The sequence below is a fragment of the Actinocorallia sp. A-T 12471 genome, from assembly GCF_033875155.1.
Lineage (GTDB): Bacteria > Actinomycetota > Actinomycetes > Streptosporangiales > Streptosporangiaceae > Actinocorallia.
Window position 1 is genome coordinate 549,649 of the sequence record NZ_JAWZTE010000004.1, and the last position, 15,520, is coordinate 565,168.

Annotated in this window: 16 protein-coding genes; 10 read left to right on the forward strand and 6 right to left on the reverse strand. The window is 72.8% G+C overall.

Annotated features, from left to right (window positions below; genetic code table 11):
• The first annotated feature begins 135 nt into the window (after positions 1-135).
• Together R9X44_RS14840 and R9X44_RS14845 are read left to right on the forward strand one after the other, a co-directional pair.
• Positions 136-1,596, forward strand: a complete 1,461-nt coding sequence (locus tag R9X44_RS14840; protein WP_319814717.1) for an aldehyde dehydrogenase family protein — start codon at positions 136-138, stop codon at positions 1,594-1,596.
• 28 nt (positions 1,597-1,624) lie between these two features.
• Positions 1,625-2,434, forward strand: coding sequence for an NAD(P)-dependent oxidoreductase (locus tag R9X44_RS14845; RefSeq protein WP_319814841.1), 810 nt, complete (start codon positions 1,625-1,627; stop codon positions 2,432-2,434).
• 24 nt (positions 2,435-2,458) lie between these two features.
• Here the strand turns inward: R9X44_RS14845 and R9X44_RS14850 are convergent, their stop codons facing one another.
• The 5 genes from R9X44_RS14850 to R9X44_RS14870 form a co-directional block, all read right to left on the reverse strand.
• Positions 2,459-3,370 (reverse strand): TIGR03564 family F420-dependent LLM class oxidoreductase, encoded by a 912-nt coding sequence (locus tag R9X44_RS14850; protein ID WP_319814718.1) that lies wholly within the window; start codon positions 3,368-3,370, stop codon positions 2,459-2,461.
• 85 nt (positions 3,371-3,455) lie between these two features.
• A complete protein-coding gene (locus tag R9X44_RS14855) occupies positions 3,456-4,577 on the reverse strand; it encodes an NAD(P)/FAD-dependent oxidoreductase (protein WP_319814719.1) in 1,122 nt (373 codons plus the stop codon).
• Positions 4,578-4,689: 112 nt separating this feature from the next.
• On the reverse strand, positions 4,690-5,064 hold the full coding sequence (locus R9X44_RS14860) for a DoxX family protein (protein ID WP_319814720.1): 375 nt from the start codon (positions 5,062-5,064) through the stop codon (positions 4,690-4,692).
• Between the two features lie 125 nt (positions 5,065-5,189).
• Complete coding sequence (locus tag R9X44_RS14865) at positions 5,190-5,996, reverse strand: mycofactocin-coupled SDR family oxidoreductase (protein WP_319814721.1); 807 nt, start codon at positions 5,994-5,996, stop codon at positions 5,190-5,192.
• A gap of 176 nt (positions 5,997-6,172) precedes the next feature.
• A complete protein-coding gene (locus tag R9X44_RS14870; RefSeq protein WP_319814722.1) occupies positions 6,173-6,745 on the reverse strand; it encodes a TetR/AcrR family transcriptional regulator in 573 nt (190 codons plus the stop codon).
• Positions 6,746-6,855: 110 nt separating this feature from the next.
• On the opposite strand from R9X44_RS14870, the gene R9X44_RS14875 reads away from it, so the two are divergent.
• Positions 6,856-8,037, forward strand: coding sequence for an MFS transporter (locus R9X44_RS14875; protein WP_319814723.1), 1,182 nt, complete (start codon positions 6,856-6,858; stop codon positions 8,035-8,037).
• Here the strand turns inward: R9X44_RS14875 and R9X44_RS14880 are convergent.
• Complete coding sequence (locus R9X44_RS14880; protein WP_319814724.1) at positions 8,014-8,919, reverse strand: DMT family transporter; 906 nt, start codon at positions 8,917-8,919, stop codon at positions 8,014-8,016. The genes R9X44_RS14875 and R9X44_RS14880 overlap by 24 nt on opposite strands.
• 136 nt (positions 8,920-9,055) lie before the next feature.
• Between R9X44_RS14880 and R9X44_RS14885 the strand changes: the two genes are divergently transcribed.
• The 7 genes from R9X44_RS14885 to R9X44_RS14915 all read left to right on the forward strand — a co-directional run bounded on the left by R9X44_RS14885 (position 9,056) and on the right by R9X44_RS14915 (position 15,497).
• Positions 9,056-9,781 (forward strand): IclR family transcriptional regulator, encoded by a 726-nt coding sequence (locus R9X44_RS14885; RefSeq protein WP_319814725.1) that lies wholly within the window; start codon positions 9,056-9,058, stop codon positions 9,779-9,781.
• Between the two features lie 259 nt (positions 9,782-10,040).
• A complete protein-coding gene (locus R9X44_RS14890) occupies positions 10,041-10,805 on the forward strand; it encodes an ABC transporter ATP-binding protein (protein WP_319814726.1) in 765 nt (254 codons plus the stop codon).
• Positions 10,802-11,632, forward strand: coding sequence for an ABC transporter permease (locus R9X44_RS14895; RefSeq protein WP_319814727.1), 831 nt, complete (start codon positions 10,802-10,804; stop codon positions 11,630-11,632). The genes R9X44_RS14890 and R9X44_RS14895 overlap by 4 nt, the downstream gene beginning before the upstream one ends.
• 38 nt (positions 11,633-11,670) lie before the next feature.
• On the forward strand, positions 11,671-12,636 hold the full coding sequence (locus R9X44_RS14900) for an ABC transporter substrate-binding protein (RefSeq protein ID WP_319814728.1): 966 nt from the start codon (positions 11,671-11,673) through the stop codon (positions 12,634-12,636).
• Positions 12,623-13,441 (forward strand): alpha/beta fold hydrolase, encoded by an 819-nt coding sequence (locus tag R9X44_RS14905; RefSeq protein WP_319814729.1) that lies wholly within the window; start codon positions 12,623-12,625, stop codon positions 13,439-13,441. Before R9X44_RS14900 ends, R9X44_RS14905 begins: the two co-directional genes overlap by 14 nt.
• Positions 13,438-14,436, forward strand: coding sequence for an asparaginase (locus R9X44_RS14910; RefSeq protein WP_319814730.1), 999 nt, complete (start codon positions 13,438-13,440; stop codon positions 14,434-14,436). The genes R9X44_RS14905 and R9X44_RS14910 overlap by 4 nt, the downstream gene beginning before the upstream one ends.
• 101 nt (positions 14,437-14,537) lie before the next feature.
• Entirely contained in the window at positions 14,538-15,497 is a 960-nt protein-coding gene (locus tag R9X44_RS14915; RefSeq protein ID WP_319814731.1) for a PDR/VanB family oxidoreductase, read from the forward strand.
• The last annotated feature ends 23 nt before the right edge of the window (positions 15,498-15,520 follow it).

Below are 15,520 nucleotides of genomic sequence, written 5' to 3' on the forward strand. Positions count from 1 at the left end.
CCGAATGCGAGAACTCTACTCTCGCAATCTTGGACTCCGGAAGACCCGTGAGAGCACTCATTCTCTTCTAGCGGAGGGTTGATTTGCATTCTATGAGAATGTAGTTTCCAGCCCAGCCGAACAGGAAGAGGCAGGATGGGATCAGTGGACGCGGGCGCCGCGAGGCGGCTGCTCATCGATGGCGAACTCGTCGGCGCGGCGCGGACGTTCCCGACGCTCAACCCGGCGACCGGCGAGGTGCTCGGCCACGCCCCCGACGCGAGCGCCGACGACGCGGCGGCCGCCGTCGCCGCGGCCCGCCGCGCGTTCGACGAGACCACCTGGTCCACCGACGTGGCGCTGCGGGTGCGCTGCCTCGACCAGCTGCACCGCGCGCTCGTCGAGCACGCCGAGGAACTGCGCGCGGTCACCGTCGCCGAGGTCGGCGCGACCCTGGCCCTCACCCACGGCGCACAGCTTGACGAGCCCATCGGCATCGTCCGCTACTACGCCGACCTGCTCAGGGACTACCCGCTGCGCGAGGACCTGGGCGAGCTGGAGATCCGGGGGCAGCGGCACCGCCGCTGGGTCGAGCGGGAGGCCGCGGGCGTCGTCGCGGCGATCATCGCCTACAACTACCCCAACCAGCTCGCGCTGGCCAAGCTCGCGCCGGCGCTGGCCGCGGGCTGCACCGTCGTGCTGAAGGGCGCGCCGGACACGCCGCTGACCACGCTGACGCTCGGGGAGATCATCGCCCAGCACACCGACATCCCGCCCGGCGTCGTCAACGTGCTCGCGTCCTCCACCGCCGAGGTCGGCGAGGCGCTGACCACCCATCCCGACGTCGACGTCATCACGTTCACCGGCTCGACCGCCGTCGGCAAGCAGATCATGAAGGTCGCGAGCGACGGTCTGAAGCGGACGTTCCTCGAGCTCGGCGGCAAGTCGGCGATGATCGTCCTTGACGACGCCGACCCGAAGGCGACCGCGATGTTCGCCGCGTTCACCGTCTGCGCCCACGCCGGGCAGGGCTGCGCGCTGACCACCCGGCTCCTCGTCCCGCGTGAGCGGCATGACGAGATCGTCGGGCTCGTCGCCGGGAGCATGGCGCGCGTCAGGGTGGGCGACCCGGCCGACCCCCCGACGTACATGGGCCCGCTCATCAGCGCGCGGCAGCGCGACAAGGTTGACGCGATGGTCAAGCGCGCGGTCGCCGACGGCGCGACGCTCGTGTGCGGCGGCGCGCCGATCGACCCCGGCTTCTTCTACGCGCCGACGCTGCTGGCGAACGTCGACCCCGACAGCGAGATCGCCCAGGACGAGGTGTTCGGCCCCGTCCTCGCGGTGATCCCTTACGCCGACGAGGACGACGCCGTACGCATCGCCAACAATTCGGTGTTCGGCCTTTCCGGGGCCGTGCACAGCGCGGACGAGGCACGTGCCATAGCCGTCGCCCGGCGCATCCGTACCGGCACGTTCTCCATCAACGGAGGCAACTACTTCGCTGCGGACGCCCCCTTCGGCGGCTACAAGCAGTCGGGCATCGGCCGGGAGATGGGCCGCGAGGGCCTCGAGGAGTTCCTGGAGACCAAGACGTTCGCGTCGGTCGTCAGGTGAGGCTCGGGAGAGAAAGGCGGGTGGCGTGATGCGCGTCGGGTTCGTCGGGGCGGGACGGATGGGCCGTCCCATGGTCGGGCGGCTTGTGGCGGAAGGGCATGATGTGCGGGTGCTCGGGCGGAGCGCGGAGACCCGTGCCGCGCTCGCCGAGGACGGGGCCGTGCCCGTCGCGTCAGTCGTGGAGACGGCGGCGGGGGCCGAGGTCGTCGTCGTGTGCGTGTTCTCCGACGCGCAGGTGCGCGAGGTCGGGCCCGAGCTCGTCGCGGTGCTGCCGGAGGGCGCGGTCCTCGTCCTGCACACGACGGGCAGCCCCCGGACTGCCCAGGAACTCGCCGCGCGCGGCGCGGGATGCGGCGTCGACGTGCTCGACGCGCCGGTGAGCGGCGGCCCGCACGACATCGCCGCGGGACGGCTGACGCTGTTCGCGGGCGGGACGGCCAGGGCGTTCGACCGGGCACTGCCCGCGCTCGCCGCCTACGGCGACCCGATCCTGCACGTCGGGCCGCTCGGCTCGGGGCAGCACGTCAAGCTGGTCAACAACGCGCTGTTCGCCGCGCACCTCGGCCTGCTCGCCGACGCGGTCCGGCTCGGCGAGGCGCTCGGCGTCCCGGAGGACGTGCTGCTCGGCGCGCTCCCCCACGCGAGCGCCGCGAGCCGCGCCCTCGCCGGGGTCGCCTCCCGCAATTCCGTCGCCGCCTTCGCCGACTCCACGGCACAGTTCCTCGGCAAGGACCTCACGACGGCCCGTGCCCTCGCGGCCGAACTTGGCGCGGACCTCGGCTCGTTGGCTCCCGCGCACTCCGCCCTCGCCGCCCTCCTCCCACCCCGAGTCCCCTGAAGGGTGGGAGGAGGGGCGTAGGGGTCAGGAGGTCAGGGAGCCGAGGAGGTCGAGGGTCCGGGCCGTGGACTCCGGGCCGGCGAGGTCGGTCTGGGTGAGGACGATGTCGGTGGCTCCCGCGGAGCGGTAGCGCGCTATGGCGGCGGCGATGGCGTCCTCGTCGCCTATCTCCACGAGGTCGGCGGCCTTGGACACGCCGGACCACGCAAGGACCCGCTGGTAGGACGGGATCGTGTCGTAGAAGCCGGTCTGGCGCGCGGCGGCCTCGCGGGTCTCCTCGACCTTGTCGGTGACGACCGCGGGGATGAAGGCGATGACGCGCGGGGCGGGGCGGCCCGCGTCATCGGCGGCCGCCGCCAGCGCTGGGACGATGTGCTCCGACAGCGCCTTCGGACCGGCGAGGAAGGGCAGGGTGCCGTCGGCGAGCTCGCCGGTGACGCGCAGGGCCTGCGGTCCCATCGCCGCGACATAAACCGGGACGGTCGGGGACGCACCGGCCAGCGCCGACGGCAGCGGCGTGCGCGCCGTAAGGATTTCTCCCTCGAAGTCCGACTCGCCGGTCTCCAGGTAGGCGCGCAGGGCGGTCAGGAACTCGCGGAGCCTGGCGATCGGCCGCTCGTAGGGCGTGCCGAAGACCTTCTCCACGAACACCTGCGCGCCGAGTCCGAGGCCGAGCGCGAACCTGCCGCCGGTCGCGGCCTGGCTCGTCTGGGCCTGCGCGCCGACGAGCAGCGGATGCCTGCCGAACACCGGAACCGCCGAGGTCCCGACGGTCACGCCGGGCACCTCGCGGCCGATGATGCCGGCCAGCGCGATCGCGTCATAGGCGAACTGCTGTGACAGCCAGACCGACCGCACTCCGGCCTCGGCCGCCGCGCGTGCCCTTTCCACCGCCGTGTCGACGGCGTTCGCCGTCCCGGTCACCGGGATCACCACACCAAGAGTCATAACTCGACAAACCCGATGGGTTAAGCATGCATTCCCGCCGTGACGGGGTTTCCGAGAAGTTTCCGCACCGGTCTCAGAACCTGTCGCTGAGCGCGCGCAGCAGCCGTTCCAAGGCGACAGTCGCGAGCCTTCCCGGCAGTGCGGCCGCGCCGCGCATGAGCGGTTCGGCCTGGAGCAGCGTCCGGGGGCCGGAGACGGCGAGGGCCCCGGACGCGACGGCCGACGCGCGCCGCGCCTTCACCCCGCGCCGCGCGGAGTAGGCGTCGGCGACGTAGCGGGGGTCGTCGGCCGTGGCGAGGCAGTCGAGCAGCGCGGTGACGTCCTCGAGCGCCTGGTTGGCGCCCTGTGCGGCGGCGGGCGGCATGGCGTGGGCGGCGTCGCCGAGCAGCACGCACCGCCGCGCGCCCCACCGGCGCGGGACGGCGTGCCGGTACTGCCGGTGCACCTCGACGTCGGCGTCGGTGAGCGAGGCGAGCAGCGTCGGGACGGGTTCTGCCCACCCGGCGTACCTGGCGCGCAGCGTGTCCAAGGGGCGCTGGCCCGAGGGCGGCGGGGGCCCGTCGAAGAACCACTGGACGAGCCCGTCACCGGCCCCCATGTAGCCGCAGTCGCCGGTGCGTCCGACGACGAGCGTGGTCGTCGCGCCGGGGTCGAACGGCGCGGGGGTGAGGCCCTGCCAGCCGACGACGCCGGTCGGCGGGGCGGGTCCGTCGCCGAGCACGGCGGCGCGGACGCGGGAGCGCACCCCGTCCGCGCCGACGAGGAGGTCGGCCTCGTGGACGGTGCCGTCGTCGGTCCGCGCCCGGACCGCGTGGCCGTCGAGGGTGACGTCGGCGACGCGTTCGCCGAACCGCACGTCGGGCAGGCCGTCGGCCAGGAGGGTGATGAGCGCGCCGCGCGGCACGACCCGCGCCTCCGTGCCGAGCCGTGCGCCGAGCGCGGTGAGGTCGACGTCGGCGACGCGCCTGCCCTTCGCGGTGCGGACGGCGAGGGCGTCGAGCCGCTGTCCTGTCTTGTCGAGGTCGACGCCGAGGTCCCTGACGATCCCCGTCCCGTTGCTCCACAGGGTGATCGCGCCGCCGCCGAGCCGCGGCCCCGCCGCGCGCTCCAGCACCACGACGTCGTGTCCGGCTCCGGCGAGCCCCCGTGCGGCGGCGAGCCCCGCGATCCCCGCGCCGACGACAAGCACCCGCACGCCCGGCCTCCTATGTACTACACGCCGTAGTACTACTCTTTATAGAAGAAAAGGCGGGAACGCGAAAGCCCCGTCCCTCTGGCGGAACGGGGCTGGAAACCTGGCGGAAGCGTCAGAAGGCGTGCGGGCCGAAGCGGCCCCAGGCCACGAACACCGAGAGCGCGAGCAGCAGGAGGTTCGCCGGAAGCGACTGGTTCTCCTTGCGGCGGGCGTGCACGACGATCGCGCCGACCATCGTGATGGCGAGACCGGTGGCGGCGAGCGGCACGAGGATCGGCAGGATGTCGACCAGCGCGGGCAGGACAAGCCCGATCGCACCGAGGACCTCCACGATCCCGATCGCCTTGACCGACCACGCGGGCCAGTCCTCGACCCAGCCGAGACCGGTGGCGACGAGCTTGTCCGGCGGCTGGGCTGCCTTGAAGGCGCCGGCGAAGAGGAAGGCCGCGGCGAGCAGGCCCGCCGCGATCCACAGTGCGATGTTCATGGGGGTCCGATCTGGCGGGGATTGACTTGAACTTTCAAGTATCAACCTAGGCGGACGCGGATCAACGCGTCAAGCACGACGAAGCGCCCCCCACCCGACGGGCGAGGGGCGCTGCGCGCGGAACGTCAGCGGTTGAGCGCGCCGAGGTCCACCGGCAGCTGCGCGCCGGTGATGAACTTGCCCTCGTCGGAGGCGAGGAACGCGACGATGTTCGCGATGTCCTCGGCCTCGACCATCTGGTACGGCAGGGTCGGCATGAAGATCGGGCCGAGCAGCGGCGACTCGCCGAGGAAGTCGCCCATCGAGCCGTCGGTCATGCCCGTCGCGACGCCGTGCGGGTGCACGGTGTTGACCCGGATGTCGTGCTCGCCGAGCTCGTTGGCGAGCACCTTGGCCAGGCCGACGACGCCGTGCTTGGAGCTGGCGTAGTGGGCGAGGAACGGCAGGCCCTTCAGTCCCGCGACCGAGCTCGTGATGATGATCGAGCCGCCCCTGCCCTGCGCGATGAGGGTCGGCACGGTGGCCTTGATCGTCTTCCAGACGCCGGTGAGGTTGGTGTCCAGGACGTCCTGCCACTGCTCCTCGGTGATCTCCCAGGTGCGGCCGTAGTTCACGATGCCGGCGTTGGCGACGACGATGTCGAGCCCGCCGAACAGCGCGACGCCCTCGTCCACGACGGCCTGGATCGCGGTGAGGTCGCGTACGTCGGCCTGCTTGGCCAGGATGCGTCCGCCCGCCTCCTCGACCAGCTTGACGGTCTCGTCAAGGTCGGACTGGCTCGCCGGGGCGTACTTCACGTAGGAGCTCGCCGAGGCGTTGATGTCGATCGCGATGATCGCCGCGCCCTCGGACGCGAGCCGCACGGCCTCCGCCCGGCCCTGCCCGCGCGCCGCGCCGGTGATGAAAGCGACCTTGTTGTCCAGACGCCCCACGTCTGCCTCCTCATTGAGTTGGCCCGGCTTGCGGAGCGTCCCGACCTCTCGTACCGCGACCCCCACGGCCGAGCCGTTGAAACGTGTCACTTAGCTTTCCAGGACAAACCGCCCACCACAAGGGCTTACTGACAGAAAACTGCATCATGCACACGATATGCATCTACCCCATGGCGTTACGGGGTCTCGGACGCCCCGAGGCGGTCGGCGATCGCGGTGACCGCGGCGAGGACGACGGCGCGGTCGAGCGGCTCGCGTTCGACGATCCGGTGCAGGGACCAGCCCTCGATCAGGGCGTCGAGCGCGCGGCACGCGTCAGGGGGGAAGTGCCGGGACAGCGAGGCGCGGCTCGCCCTGAGCCAGGCGCGCATGACGTCGGTGACCGCACTGTTGAAGGTGGCGAAGGAGTACATCTCGAACAACAGCGCCATCTCACGCGGCGAGGCGTATTCCGGGCCGCAGATGAGGTCGGCGACCGCCGCGCAGGCCGCGGGACGGTCGGCGGCGGCGGTCAGCGCCTCGCGGTAGTCGCCTGCCATCTCCTCGGCGAGGAGGGCGAAGGACTGCTCGAAGATCGCCTCGATGCCGTCGAAATGGTAGGTGAGCGAGCCGAGCGGGACGTCGGCGCGCTCGGCGATGAGCCGGTGCGTCGTCTTGTGCACACCGCGCTCGGCGATCACGTCGAGCGCGGCCCTGAGGATGCGGGCCTTGCGCCCTGGATCGTTGGCCACCCGTCGTGTGCCGCCCATGCGCTCCCTTCCCGGCATCGATCGTAGGGCCTGGGACCCCCTGCCGTCGGCGGTGCAAAGTGTGTACATTCGTACACACTTGTTCCGTACGCTCGCCTGGGGAACCCTCTGTGCCCACGATCACCCAACGCCGTTTCGCCCTGTACGCCCTGTTCTTCGTCCCCGGACTGAGCATCGCCTCATGGGTCACCCGCACACCCGCGATCCGCGACCACCTCGCCGCCTCGACCGCCCAGATGGGGCTGATCCTCGTCGGCCTGTCCATCGGCTCGATGATCGGCATCCTCGGCTCGGGACCGCTCGTCGCCAGGTTCGGGGCGCGGACGGTGATCGTCGGCGGGACGCTCGGCATCATCGTCGCGGTGCCCGCCGTCGGCCTCGGCGCGGCGCTGTCGGCCGGCTGGCTCGTCACGCTCGGGCTGTTCCTGTTCGGGCTCGGCATGGGCTGCGGCGAGGTCGCCATGAACGTCGAGGGCGCGGACGTCGAACGGGAGATCGACCGGCCCGTGCTGCCCGTCCTGCACGGGTGCTTCAGCCTCGGCACCGTCGTCGGGGCGCTCGCCGGGATCGGCTTCACCGCCGTGGAGTTCCCCGTCGTCTGGCACCTCGCGCTGGTCGGCGCGGCCGCCCTCGCCGTCTTCGCGTTCGCGATCCCCCGCATCCCCGACGGGACGGGACGCACCCGTCACGACGGGCAGGGCGAGGTCGTCCGGGGGCCCGCGCCTTGGCGCGACTCGCGTCTGCTGCTCATCGGCGGCGTCATCCTCGCCATGGCGCTCGCCGAGGGCGCGGCCAACGACTGGCTTCCGCTGCTCATGGTCGACGGGCACGGCCTCGACCCGGCCCTCGGCTCTGCCGTCTACACGGTGTTCGCCGCCGCGATGACCGTCGGGCGCTTCGCGGGCGTCCCCGTCCTGCGGCGCTGGGGCAGGGTCAAGGTACTGGCGGCCAGCGCGCTCTCGGCGATCGCGGGGCTCGGGATCGTCGCGGGCACCGACCACCAGCTGCTCGCCGGAGCTGCGGTGATCCTGTGGGGGCTCGGGGCGGCGCTCGGCTTCCCCGTCGCGCTGTCGGCGGCCGGGGACTCGGGGCCCGACGCGGCGGCCCGCGTCGCGCTGGTCTCCATCATCGGCTACGTGGCCTTCCTCGCCGGGCCGCCGGTGCTCGGGTTCCTCGGTGAGACCGTCGGCCTGCGCGGCGCGATGCTCGTGCCGCTCGGGTTCCTCGCCGTCGCCGTCTTCCTCACCCCGGCGGCCGGTGACCGCCGCTCACCCGTCGGCGCGGGCGGGTGAGCGGCGACGGGAGATCGCGACCCCCGCCAGGCACAGGACGCCGCCCGCGACGGCGGCGGCGGTCGGGAGTTCGCCGAGCACGGCCCACGCCATGAGGACGACGATGGCCGGGACCGCGTAGGTCGTCGCGCCCATGCGTCCGGCGGTGGTGCGGGACAGCGCGTACGCCCACGTGGTGAAGGCCAGGGCGGTCGGGAAGACGCCGAGGTAGACCATGTTGAGCGTGGCGGAGACGGGGGCGTGCGCGGCCTCGCTGACCAGCACGCCGGCGAACGGAAGGGTGAGGACCGCGCCGATGAGGCAGCCGAAGAACGTCGCCTGCAACGCGGTCGCGTGCCTGAGCGCGGGCTTCTGGGTGACGACCCCCGCCGCGTACGTCAGCGCGGCCACCAGGCACAGGACGACGCCGAGCACCGACGCGTCGCCCGAGCCGCGGACGGCGAAGCCGACGACGACCGCGCCCGCGAAGGACACCGCGAGACCGGCGAACAGCGTCCTGGGCAGCCCCTCCCCCAGGAACCTGCCGCCGAGCAGCGCGATCAGGATCGGCCCGACGTTGACGAGCATCGCGGCGGTCCCGGCGTCCACCTCGCGCTCACCCCAGTTGAGCGCGACGAAGTACAGGCCGAACCACAGGACGCCCGACCAGGCGATCCCCGGCCACGCCGCGCGCGGCGGCAGTCCCTCGCGGCGGGCCGCCCAGAAGATCCCGAGGACGAGCGCGCCGGTGGCCAGGCGGCCGAGGGCGAGCGCGCCGGGCGAGTAGTGCTCGCCCGCGCTGCGGATCGAGACGAAGGCCGAGGCCCAGAAGAAGACGGTGATCGCGGCCGCCGCGAGCGCGGTCCTGTCGGGCGTGCGTTCCGCGCCCACCTGCACATTCATGAATGAGACATTAGGCCATCTTTTTCGGACGCCACCCGATTCCCGTGGGACCCGACCCGAACACCCGGGCGGTGGTCCGCCAGACGGGATGGGCGACCGGTCCGAGGGCGTCCGGAGGGCGGGTAGGTTGATCGTCATGCATGCGAGGACGCGCGGTGAGACGGGCCAGGGGGCCAGGATCGCGGCGATCCTCGAGGCATTCGACGGGCCCGGGGAGCTGCTCGGGCCGTCGGAGCTGGCCCGTCGCACGGGCCTGGCGAAGTCGACGGCGCACCGGCTCGCGCACGAGCTCGCCGACGCGGGCCTGCTGGAGCGCGAGGCGGGCCGGATGCGCCCCGGCGCGCTGATGCTCGAGTTCGGCCGCCGGATGGCGCGGCGCGGCCTGCGCGACGCCGCCGTCCCGCTCATGGGCGACCTGCGGGAGGTCACCAGGCTCGGGGTGCTGCTCGCGGTCCTCGACGGCCAGGACGTCGTGTGCGCCGACAGCCTCCCCGCCGCGGGCGCTCCGGCGACCCCGCGCCCCGGCGACCGCCGTCCGGCGCTGGCGACCGCGTCGGGCCGGGCGATCCTCGCCTTCTCCCCTCGCGAGCTGTCCGCGGGCGCGATCGACGCGGGCGTCACCGCCGGGGTGCCGCGCGCGCTGCTGACCCAGCGGCTCACCAAGGTCCGCCGCTCCGGCGTCTCCCTCGACCGCCGCGAGCGCGGCCAGGGCACCGTGGCCTGCCCGGTGCTGAACGAGGCGGGCCACGCCGTCGCCGCCCTCGCCGTCCCCTACCGGGGCGGCCCCGAGGCCGCCGACCGCGTCACCGCCGCCGTCCGCACCGCCGCCCTCACCCTCTCCCGCCTCCTCCACACCCACTGACCCCCATTCGGGACCAACGGCCCAAATAGCTTATTTCGCAACTCTCCGATGTTGCGGTCACATGTCCCCACCTGGCGACTCTTGACGCGTACTGCTGCATGGTACAAAGTACGGTCTCGCCGACGAACGCGGTTTCACCGCCGCGAAACAAGCCCGGAGGGGGCCTATGACCGATTCCATTGGGGTCCGCGTGAAAACGGCGCCCGGCACAGCGGGACAGGCGCGACGGGGACCCGGATCCGCGATCTCGCTCCGGGAGGTGGGGATCCGCTTCGGGGCCTTCCAGGCGGTCGCGGACACGAGCCTCGACGTCGCCCCCGGCGAGTTCCTCTGCCTGCTCGGTCCGAGCGGCTGTGGCAAGTCCACGGTCCTGTCGGCGATCGCCGGGTTCGAGCAGGCCAGCGAAGGCGACGTCCGCGTCGACGGCGAGCGCGTCACCGCGCCGCGCCGCGACACCGGCGTGGTCTTCCAGAGCACCGAGGCGCTGTTCGACTGGATGACCATCCGCGACAACGTCGCCTACGGGCCCCGGATGCGCGGCGTCGCCAAGGCGCGCCGCGCCGAGATCGTCCAGGAGTACCTGAACCTCGTCGGCCTCGGCCACACCGCGGACAAGTACCCGAGCCAGCTGTCCGGCGGCATGCGCCAGCGCGCGCAGATCGCCAGGGTGCTGGCCAACGAGCCGCGCCTGGTGCTCATGGACGAGCCGTTCGGCGCGCTCGACGCGCAGACCCGCGAGGTCATGCAGCGCGAGCTCGACAGGATCTGGCGGGCGCGGCGCTGCACCGTCGTGTTCGTCACCCACGACATCGGCGAGGCGATCCTGCTCGCCGACCGGGTCGCGGTGATGAGCGCGGGCCCGTCCGCCGGCATCAAGTCGGTCTACGACGTCGACCTGCCCCGGCCCCGCGACGAGACGAGCCGGGAGTTCGCGCTGCTGCACCAGCGGCTGCGCGACGACATCAGCCAGGAGGTCCGCGCGGCGCTGCGCGCGCAGGGCGCGGACGTCGAGGAGGAACTGTGACCGCCCAGACGACGGCCGCCCCGCGCGGCAAGGCCCAGGACGCCCGCAGGCCCGCCGCGCGGCGCATCCGCGACTCCCGGCTGCGCACGCCGCTGCTGTACCTGGTGTCGGTGGCGCTCGGCCTCGGCGTCTGGCAGCTCGTCGCCGCGACGTCGGGTCCCGACATGGTCAGCTCGCCGAAGACCACCTTCGACGCCGCCGTCGAGCTGATCTCCGACGGGACGCTCGGCACGTCGGTGTGGGCGTCGCTGAAGCGCATCGCGATCGGCTGGGCGCTCGGCGTCGTCGTCGGCGCGCCGCTCGGCATCCTCATGGGACGGTTCGGCCTCGTCCGCCGGATCCTCGATCCCTATGTGGAGTTCTTCCGCTTCATCCCGCCCGTCGCGTTCGTGACGCTCGCCATCGTCTGGTTCGGCATCGGGGAGACCTCGAAGATCGTGCTGATCTTCTACACCTCGGTCTTCCTCGTCACGATCAACACCATCGCCGGCGTCATGGCGATCAACGACGCGAAACTGCGCGCCGCCGCGAGCCTCGGCGCGAACCGGTGGCAGGTGCTGTACTCGGTCGTCATGCCCGCGTCGGTCCCGCATGTGGTGACCGGCGCGCGCCTTGCCATGGGCAACAGCTTCCTCACCATCGTCTCGGCCGAGATGGTCGCCGCCGACGAGGGCCTCGGCGCGCTCATCTGGCAGTCGCGCAACTACGCGCGGATCGACTGGATCTTCGTCGGGATCATCACGCTCGGCCTGCTCGGCTTCCTGTGCGACCGGCTCGTCCGGCTCGCCACAGGGCGCGGCCTCCGCCGCTTCGGCGTCAGGGTCTGACGCCGCTCCCCCCAAGACTCCGCATGAAGGAGGGGCACATGCCCACCAAAAAGCTCACCCGCCTTTCGGCCGCGCTGTCCGCGGGAGTCCTCGCGCTGGCGCTCACCGCGTGCGGCGGCGACGAGGGCGACTCCTCGCTGCCGACCGTCCGGTTCGCCGTGGGCGCCGACGTCGCGTTCAGCCCGCTCTACGTGGCCGACGAGGAGGGCATCTTCGCCAAGCACGGCGTCAACGTCGAGCTCGTGAAGACCGAAGGGGGGCCCGCGCCGACCCAGTCCGTGGCGGCCGGCGCGGCCCACATGGGCGCGAACGCCGACCCGACGGTCCTCGGCAACGCCGTCCAGAGCAAGAACCTCAGGGCGATCGCGGTCTTCCAGCAGTCCGACCGCTACATCAAGGTCGTGCTGCGTGACGGGATCACCGACCCCAAGCAGATCAAGAGCATGGCGGTCGTGGACGGCTCACCGCTGATGGGCACGGTCAGGTACCTGGAGAGCCAGGGCGTGGACCGTTCCGCCGTGAAGTTCGTGAAGTCGTCGGCACCCGAGATCCCCGCACTGCTGAAGCGCGGCGACGTCGACGGGTTCGTGCTGTACGAGCCGTGGCCGTCGCGCGCGGTCGCCGACGGCGCGCACGTCGTCGCGGTCACCGGCGACTTCGGCATGTGGTTCCACCAGTGGGTCGTGGCCGACGACAAATGGCTCGCGGCCAACCCCGACACCGCCGCCGACGTCGTCGCGGCCATCGCCGAGGCCGACGAGCTGATCGGCGCCGATCCGCAGCGCGCCGCCGAGGCCACCCAGAAGGCGATCAAGCTGCCGGTGGAGCAGTCGCTGTCGCAGTTCAAGGAGATCGACTACGTCACGCGCGGGTTCACCGACGAGGACCTGGCCAGCTACAAGACGACAGTCGAGTTCTTCACCGCCGAGAAGCTGTGGAGCGGCACGCCCGACCTCGCGCAGGTCGTGCTGAAGGACTGGTATGGCGAGCATGTCGCGAAGTGACGCGGCGCGGCGTGCGCCCCTGCGGGCGTACGCCGCGACCCCGCACGGCCTCGTCCACTACGCCGAGCAGGGCGCGGGCGATCCCGTCCTGCTGCTGCACCAGACGCCGCGCTCGTGGGACGAGTACCGCGACGTGCTGCCGCTGCTCGGCGCGCGGTATCGGGCGATCGCGATGGACACGCTCGGGTTCGGCGCGTCCGACCGGCCGGAGCGTGAGTGGTCGGTCGAGCTGTTCGCCGAGGGCGTCCTCGGGCTGTGCGACGCGCTCGGGCTCGACCGGGTCGCGCTCGTCGGCCACCACACCGGCGGCGTCGTGGCGACCGAGGTCGCCGCGCGCGCTCCGGAGCGGGTGCGCGCGCTCGTCCTGTCGGGCGTCCCTTATGTGGACGCCGAGCGGCGGGCGAAGGTCGCGGCACGGCCGCCGATCGACCACGTCGCGGTCTCCCCCGACGGCGCGCACCTCGCCGACCTGTGGCACAACCGCAGGTCCTTCTACCCCGCCGACCGGCCCGACCTGCTCCAGCGGCTCGTCCGCGACGCGCTCGGCGTCGTGGACCGGGTCGAGGAGGGGCACGTCGCGGTGAACTCCTACCGGATGGAGGACCGGATCGGGCTCGTCCGCGCCCCGGCGCTCGTGCTCTGCGGAGAACTCGATGACTTCTCCCGGCCGGACATGCCCGCGCTCGCCGCCGGGCTCGGCGGCGCGCCCACCGAGCTGATCCCCGGGGTGGGCGTGCCCGCGCCCGACCACCGGCCCGACCTGTTCGCCGCAGCCGTCGACCGCTTCCTGCGGACGCTCCCGTGACGTCGCTCGTCTGGATCGCGGCCGGAGGGACGATCGAGGCGGTCGCCCGCGACCCGCTCGACCTCGTCGGCTACGGGGCGAGCGGGCGGCGAACGCCTCCCGAAGAGCTTCTCGCGGGGCTGCCGGGGATCGAGCGGGTCGCCGACGTCAGGGTCGTGCCATGGGCCGATCCGGGCGGCGGGCAGCTCCCGCCGAGCCACGCCTGGACGTTCGCCGACCTGCGGGCCCTCGCCGTCCTCGTCCGGGACGCCGCGCGCGGCGCGGACGGCGTGGTGGTCACCTGCGGCACCAACGGGCTCGAGGAGACCGCCTGGTTCCTCGACCTGGTGCTCGACCCCGGCGTCCCGGTGGTGGTGACCGGCGCGATGCGGCCGGACTCCGCGCCGGGACGCGACGGCCCGGGCAACCTCCTCGGCGCGTTCCGGGTGGCCGCCGACCGTGCCGTCCACGGCCTCGGGGTGCTGGTGGTGCTTGACGACCTGGTGCTCCCGGCCAGGGACGCCGCCAAGACCGCGACCTACCGGCGCGGCGCGTTCCAGGCCCCCGAGCACGGCCCGCTCGGGTTCGCCGACGCCGACGGACGTGTGGTGCTGCGCCGTCTCCCGCCGCCGCGCGGGGTCGGCTTCGCCCTCGACGCGGTACCCGCCGAGCCGCCGCGCGTCGACGTCGTCGTGTCGTATCTCGGCGCGGACAGCGCGCTCGTGGACGCCGCCGTCGCGGCGGGCGCGCGCGGGATCGTACACGCCGGGTTCGGCGCGGGCCATCCCGCGCCCGCCGAGCGCGCCGCGCTGGCGCGGGCGGCGGCGGCAGGGGTCGTCGTCTGCCAGGCGACGCGGGTCGCGACGGGAAGGGTCGTGCCCTACCGCGCGCTGGAGGCGGCGGGGTTCGTCGCGTCCGGCGATCTGAGCCCCTGGAAGGCGCGAATCCTGCTCTCCCTCGCCCTGTCCCGCGGTGAGCGCGGCGCTGCCCTACAGGCGGTTTTCGACGCCGTATAGGCGGCGTTCACGCAGGTGGGGGCCGTTCGCGCTTGACACCGTACTTTAAACCGTACATAGTACCGATCAATGAACGGCCCCCTGGAAGACCGGAGGTTGAAGTGAACGAGGACCTCGACGGCGTGCTCGAACTGCGGGTCGAGCAGCTGCGCAGGGAGTCCGACGGCGTGCTGTCGGTGACCCTCGCCGACCCCGAGGGCGGCGTGCTCCCCGCCTGGACGCCAGGCGCGCACATCGACCTCGAGTTCCCCGGCATGGTCCGGCAGTACTCGCTGTGCGGCGACCCGGCCGACCGGTTCGCCTACCGGGTCGCCGTACTGCGCGAGGAGGACTCGCGCGGCGGCTCCGCTCACATCCACGACGTGCTGCGCCCCGGCGACCTCGTCGAGGTCGGCGGCCCGCGCAACCACTTCGCGCTGGCTCCCGCGCCGCGTTACCTGTTCGTCGGCGGCGGCATCGGCATCACCCCGCTGCTGCCGATGCTGGCCCGCGCCGAGGCCGAGGGCGTCGAGTGGCGGCTTGTGTACGGCGGCAGGAGCCGCACGACCATGGGCTTCCTGCCCGAACTCGCCGCGCACGGCGCGAAGGTCAGCGTCGTCCCCGAGGACGAGCACGGCAGGCTCGACCTCGACGCGCTGATCGCCGGGACCGCGCCCGGCACCGCGATCTACGCCTGCGGCCCCGGCGGCCTGCTCGACGCGCTCGCCGAGCGCTGCGCCGCCGCCGGCCGCGCCGATGATCTGCACCTAGAACGCTTCAAGGCCAAGGCGCTCGACATCGACCCGGCCGCCGAGCACGGCTTCGACGTCGTGTGCGAGCGCTCGGGCCGTACCGTCGCGGTCCCTGCCGGCCGCTCGATCCTCACGAGTCTCGAGGAGGCCGGGATCAGCGTCCCGAACGCCTGCCAGGACGGGATCTGCGGCAGCTGCGAGGTCAAGATCCTCGACGGCGCGGCAGACCACCGCGACTCGCTGCTGTCACCCGCACAGCAGGAGGGCGGCCAGACCCTCATGGTCTGCGTGTCCCGCACCCTCGGCGACCGCCTCGTCCTCGACCTCTGACCCCCGCCCCCGAACCGCCCCAG

Coding starts and splice junctions, on each gene's coding strand:
- R9X44_RS14885 (WP_319814725.1), top strand. CDS start 9,056: ATGCATGCGAGGACGCGCGGTGAGACGGGCCAGGGGGCCAGGATCGCG.
- R9X44_RS14860 (WP_319814720.1), bottom strand. CDS start 5,064: ATGAACATCGCACTGTGGATCGCGGCGGGCCTGCTCGCCGCGGCCTTC.
- R9X44_RS14900 (WP_319814728.1), top strand. CDS start 11,671: ATGCCCACCAAAAAGCTCACCCGCCTTTCGGCCGCGCTGTCCGCGGGA.
- R9X44_RS14870 (WP_319814722.1), bottom strand. CDS start 6,745: ATGGGCGGCACACGACGGGTGGCCAACGATCCAGGGCGCAAGGCCCGC.
- R9X44_RS14840 (WP_319814717.1), top strand. CDS start 136: ATGGGATCAGTGGACGCGGGCGCCGCGAGGCGGCTGCTCATCGATGGC.
- R9X44_RS14905 (WP_319814729.1), top strand. CDS start 12,623: ATGTCGCGAAGTGACGCGGCGCGGCGTGCGCCCCTGCGGGCGTACGCC.
- R9X44_RS14845 (WP_319814841.1), top strand. CDS start 1,625: ATGCGCGTCGGGTTCGTCGGGGCGGGACGGATGGGCCGTCCCATGGTC.
- R9X44_RS14880 (WP_319814724.1), bottom strand. CDS start 8,919: ATGAATGTGCAGGTGGGCGCGGAACGCACGCCCGACAGGACCGCGCTC.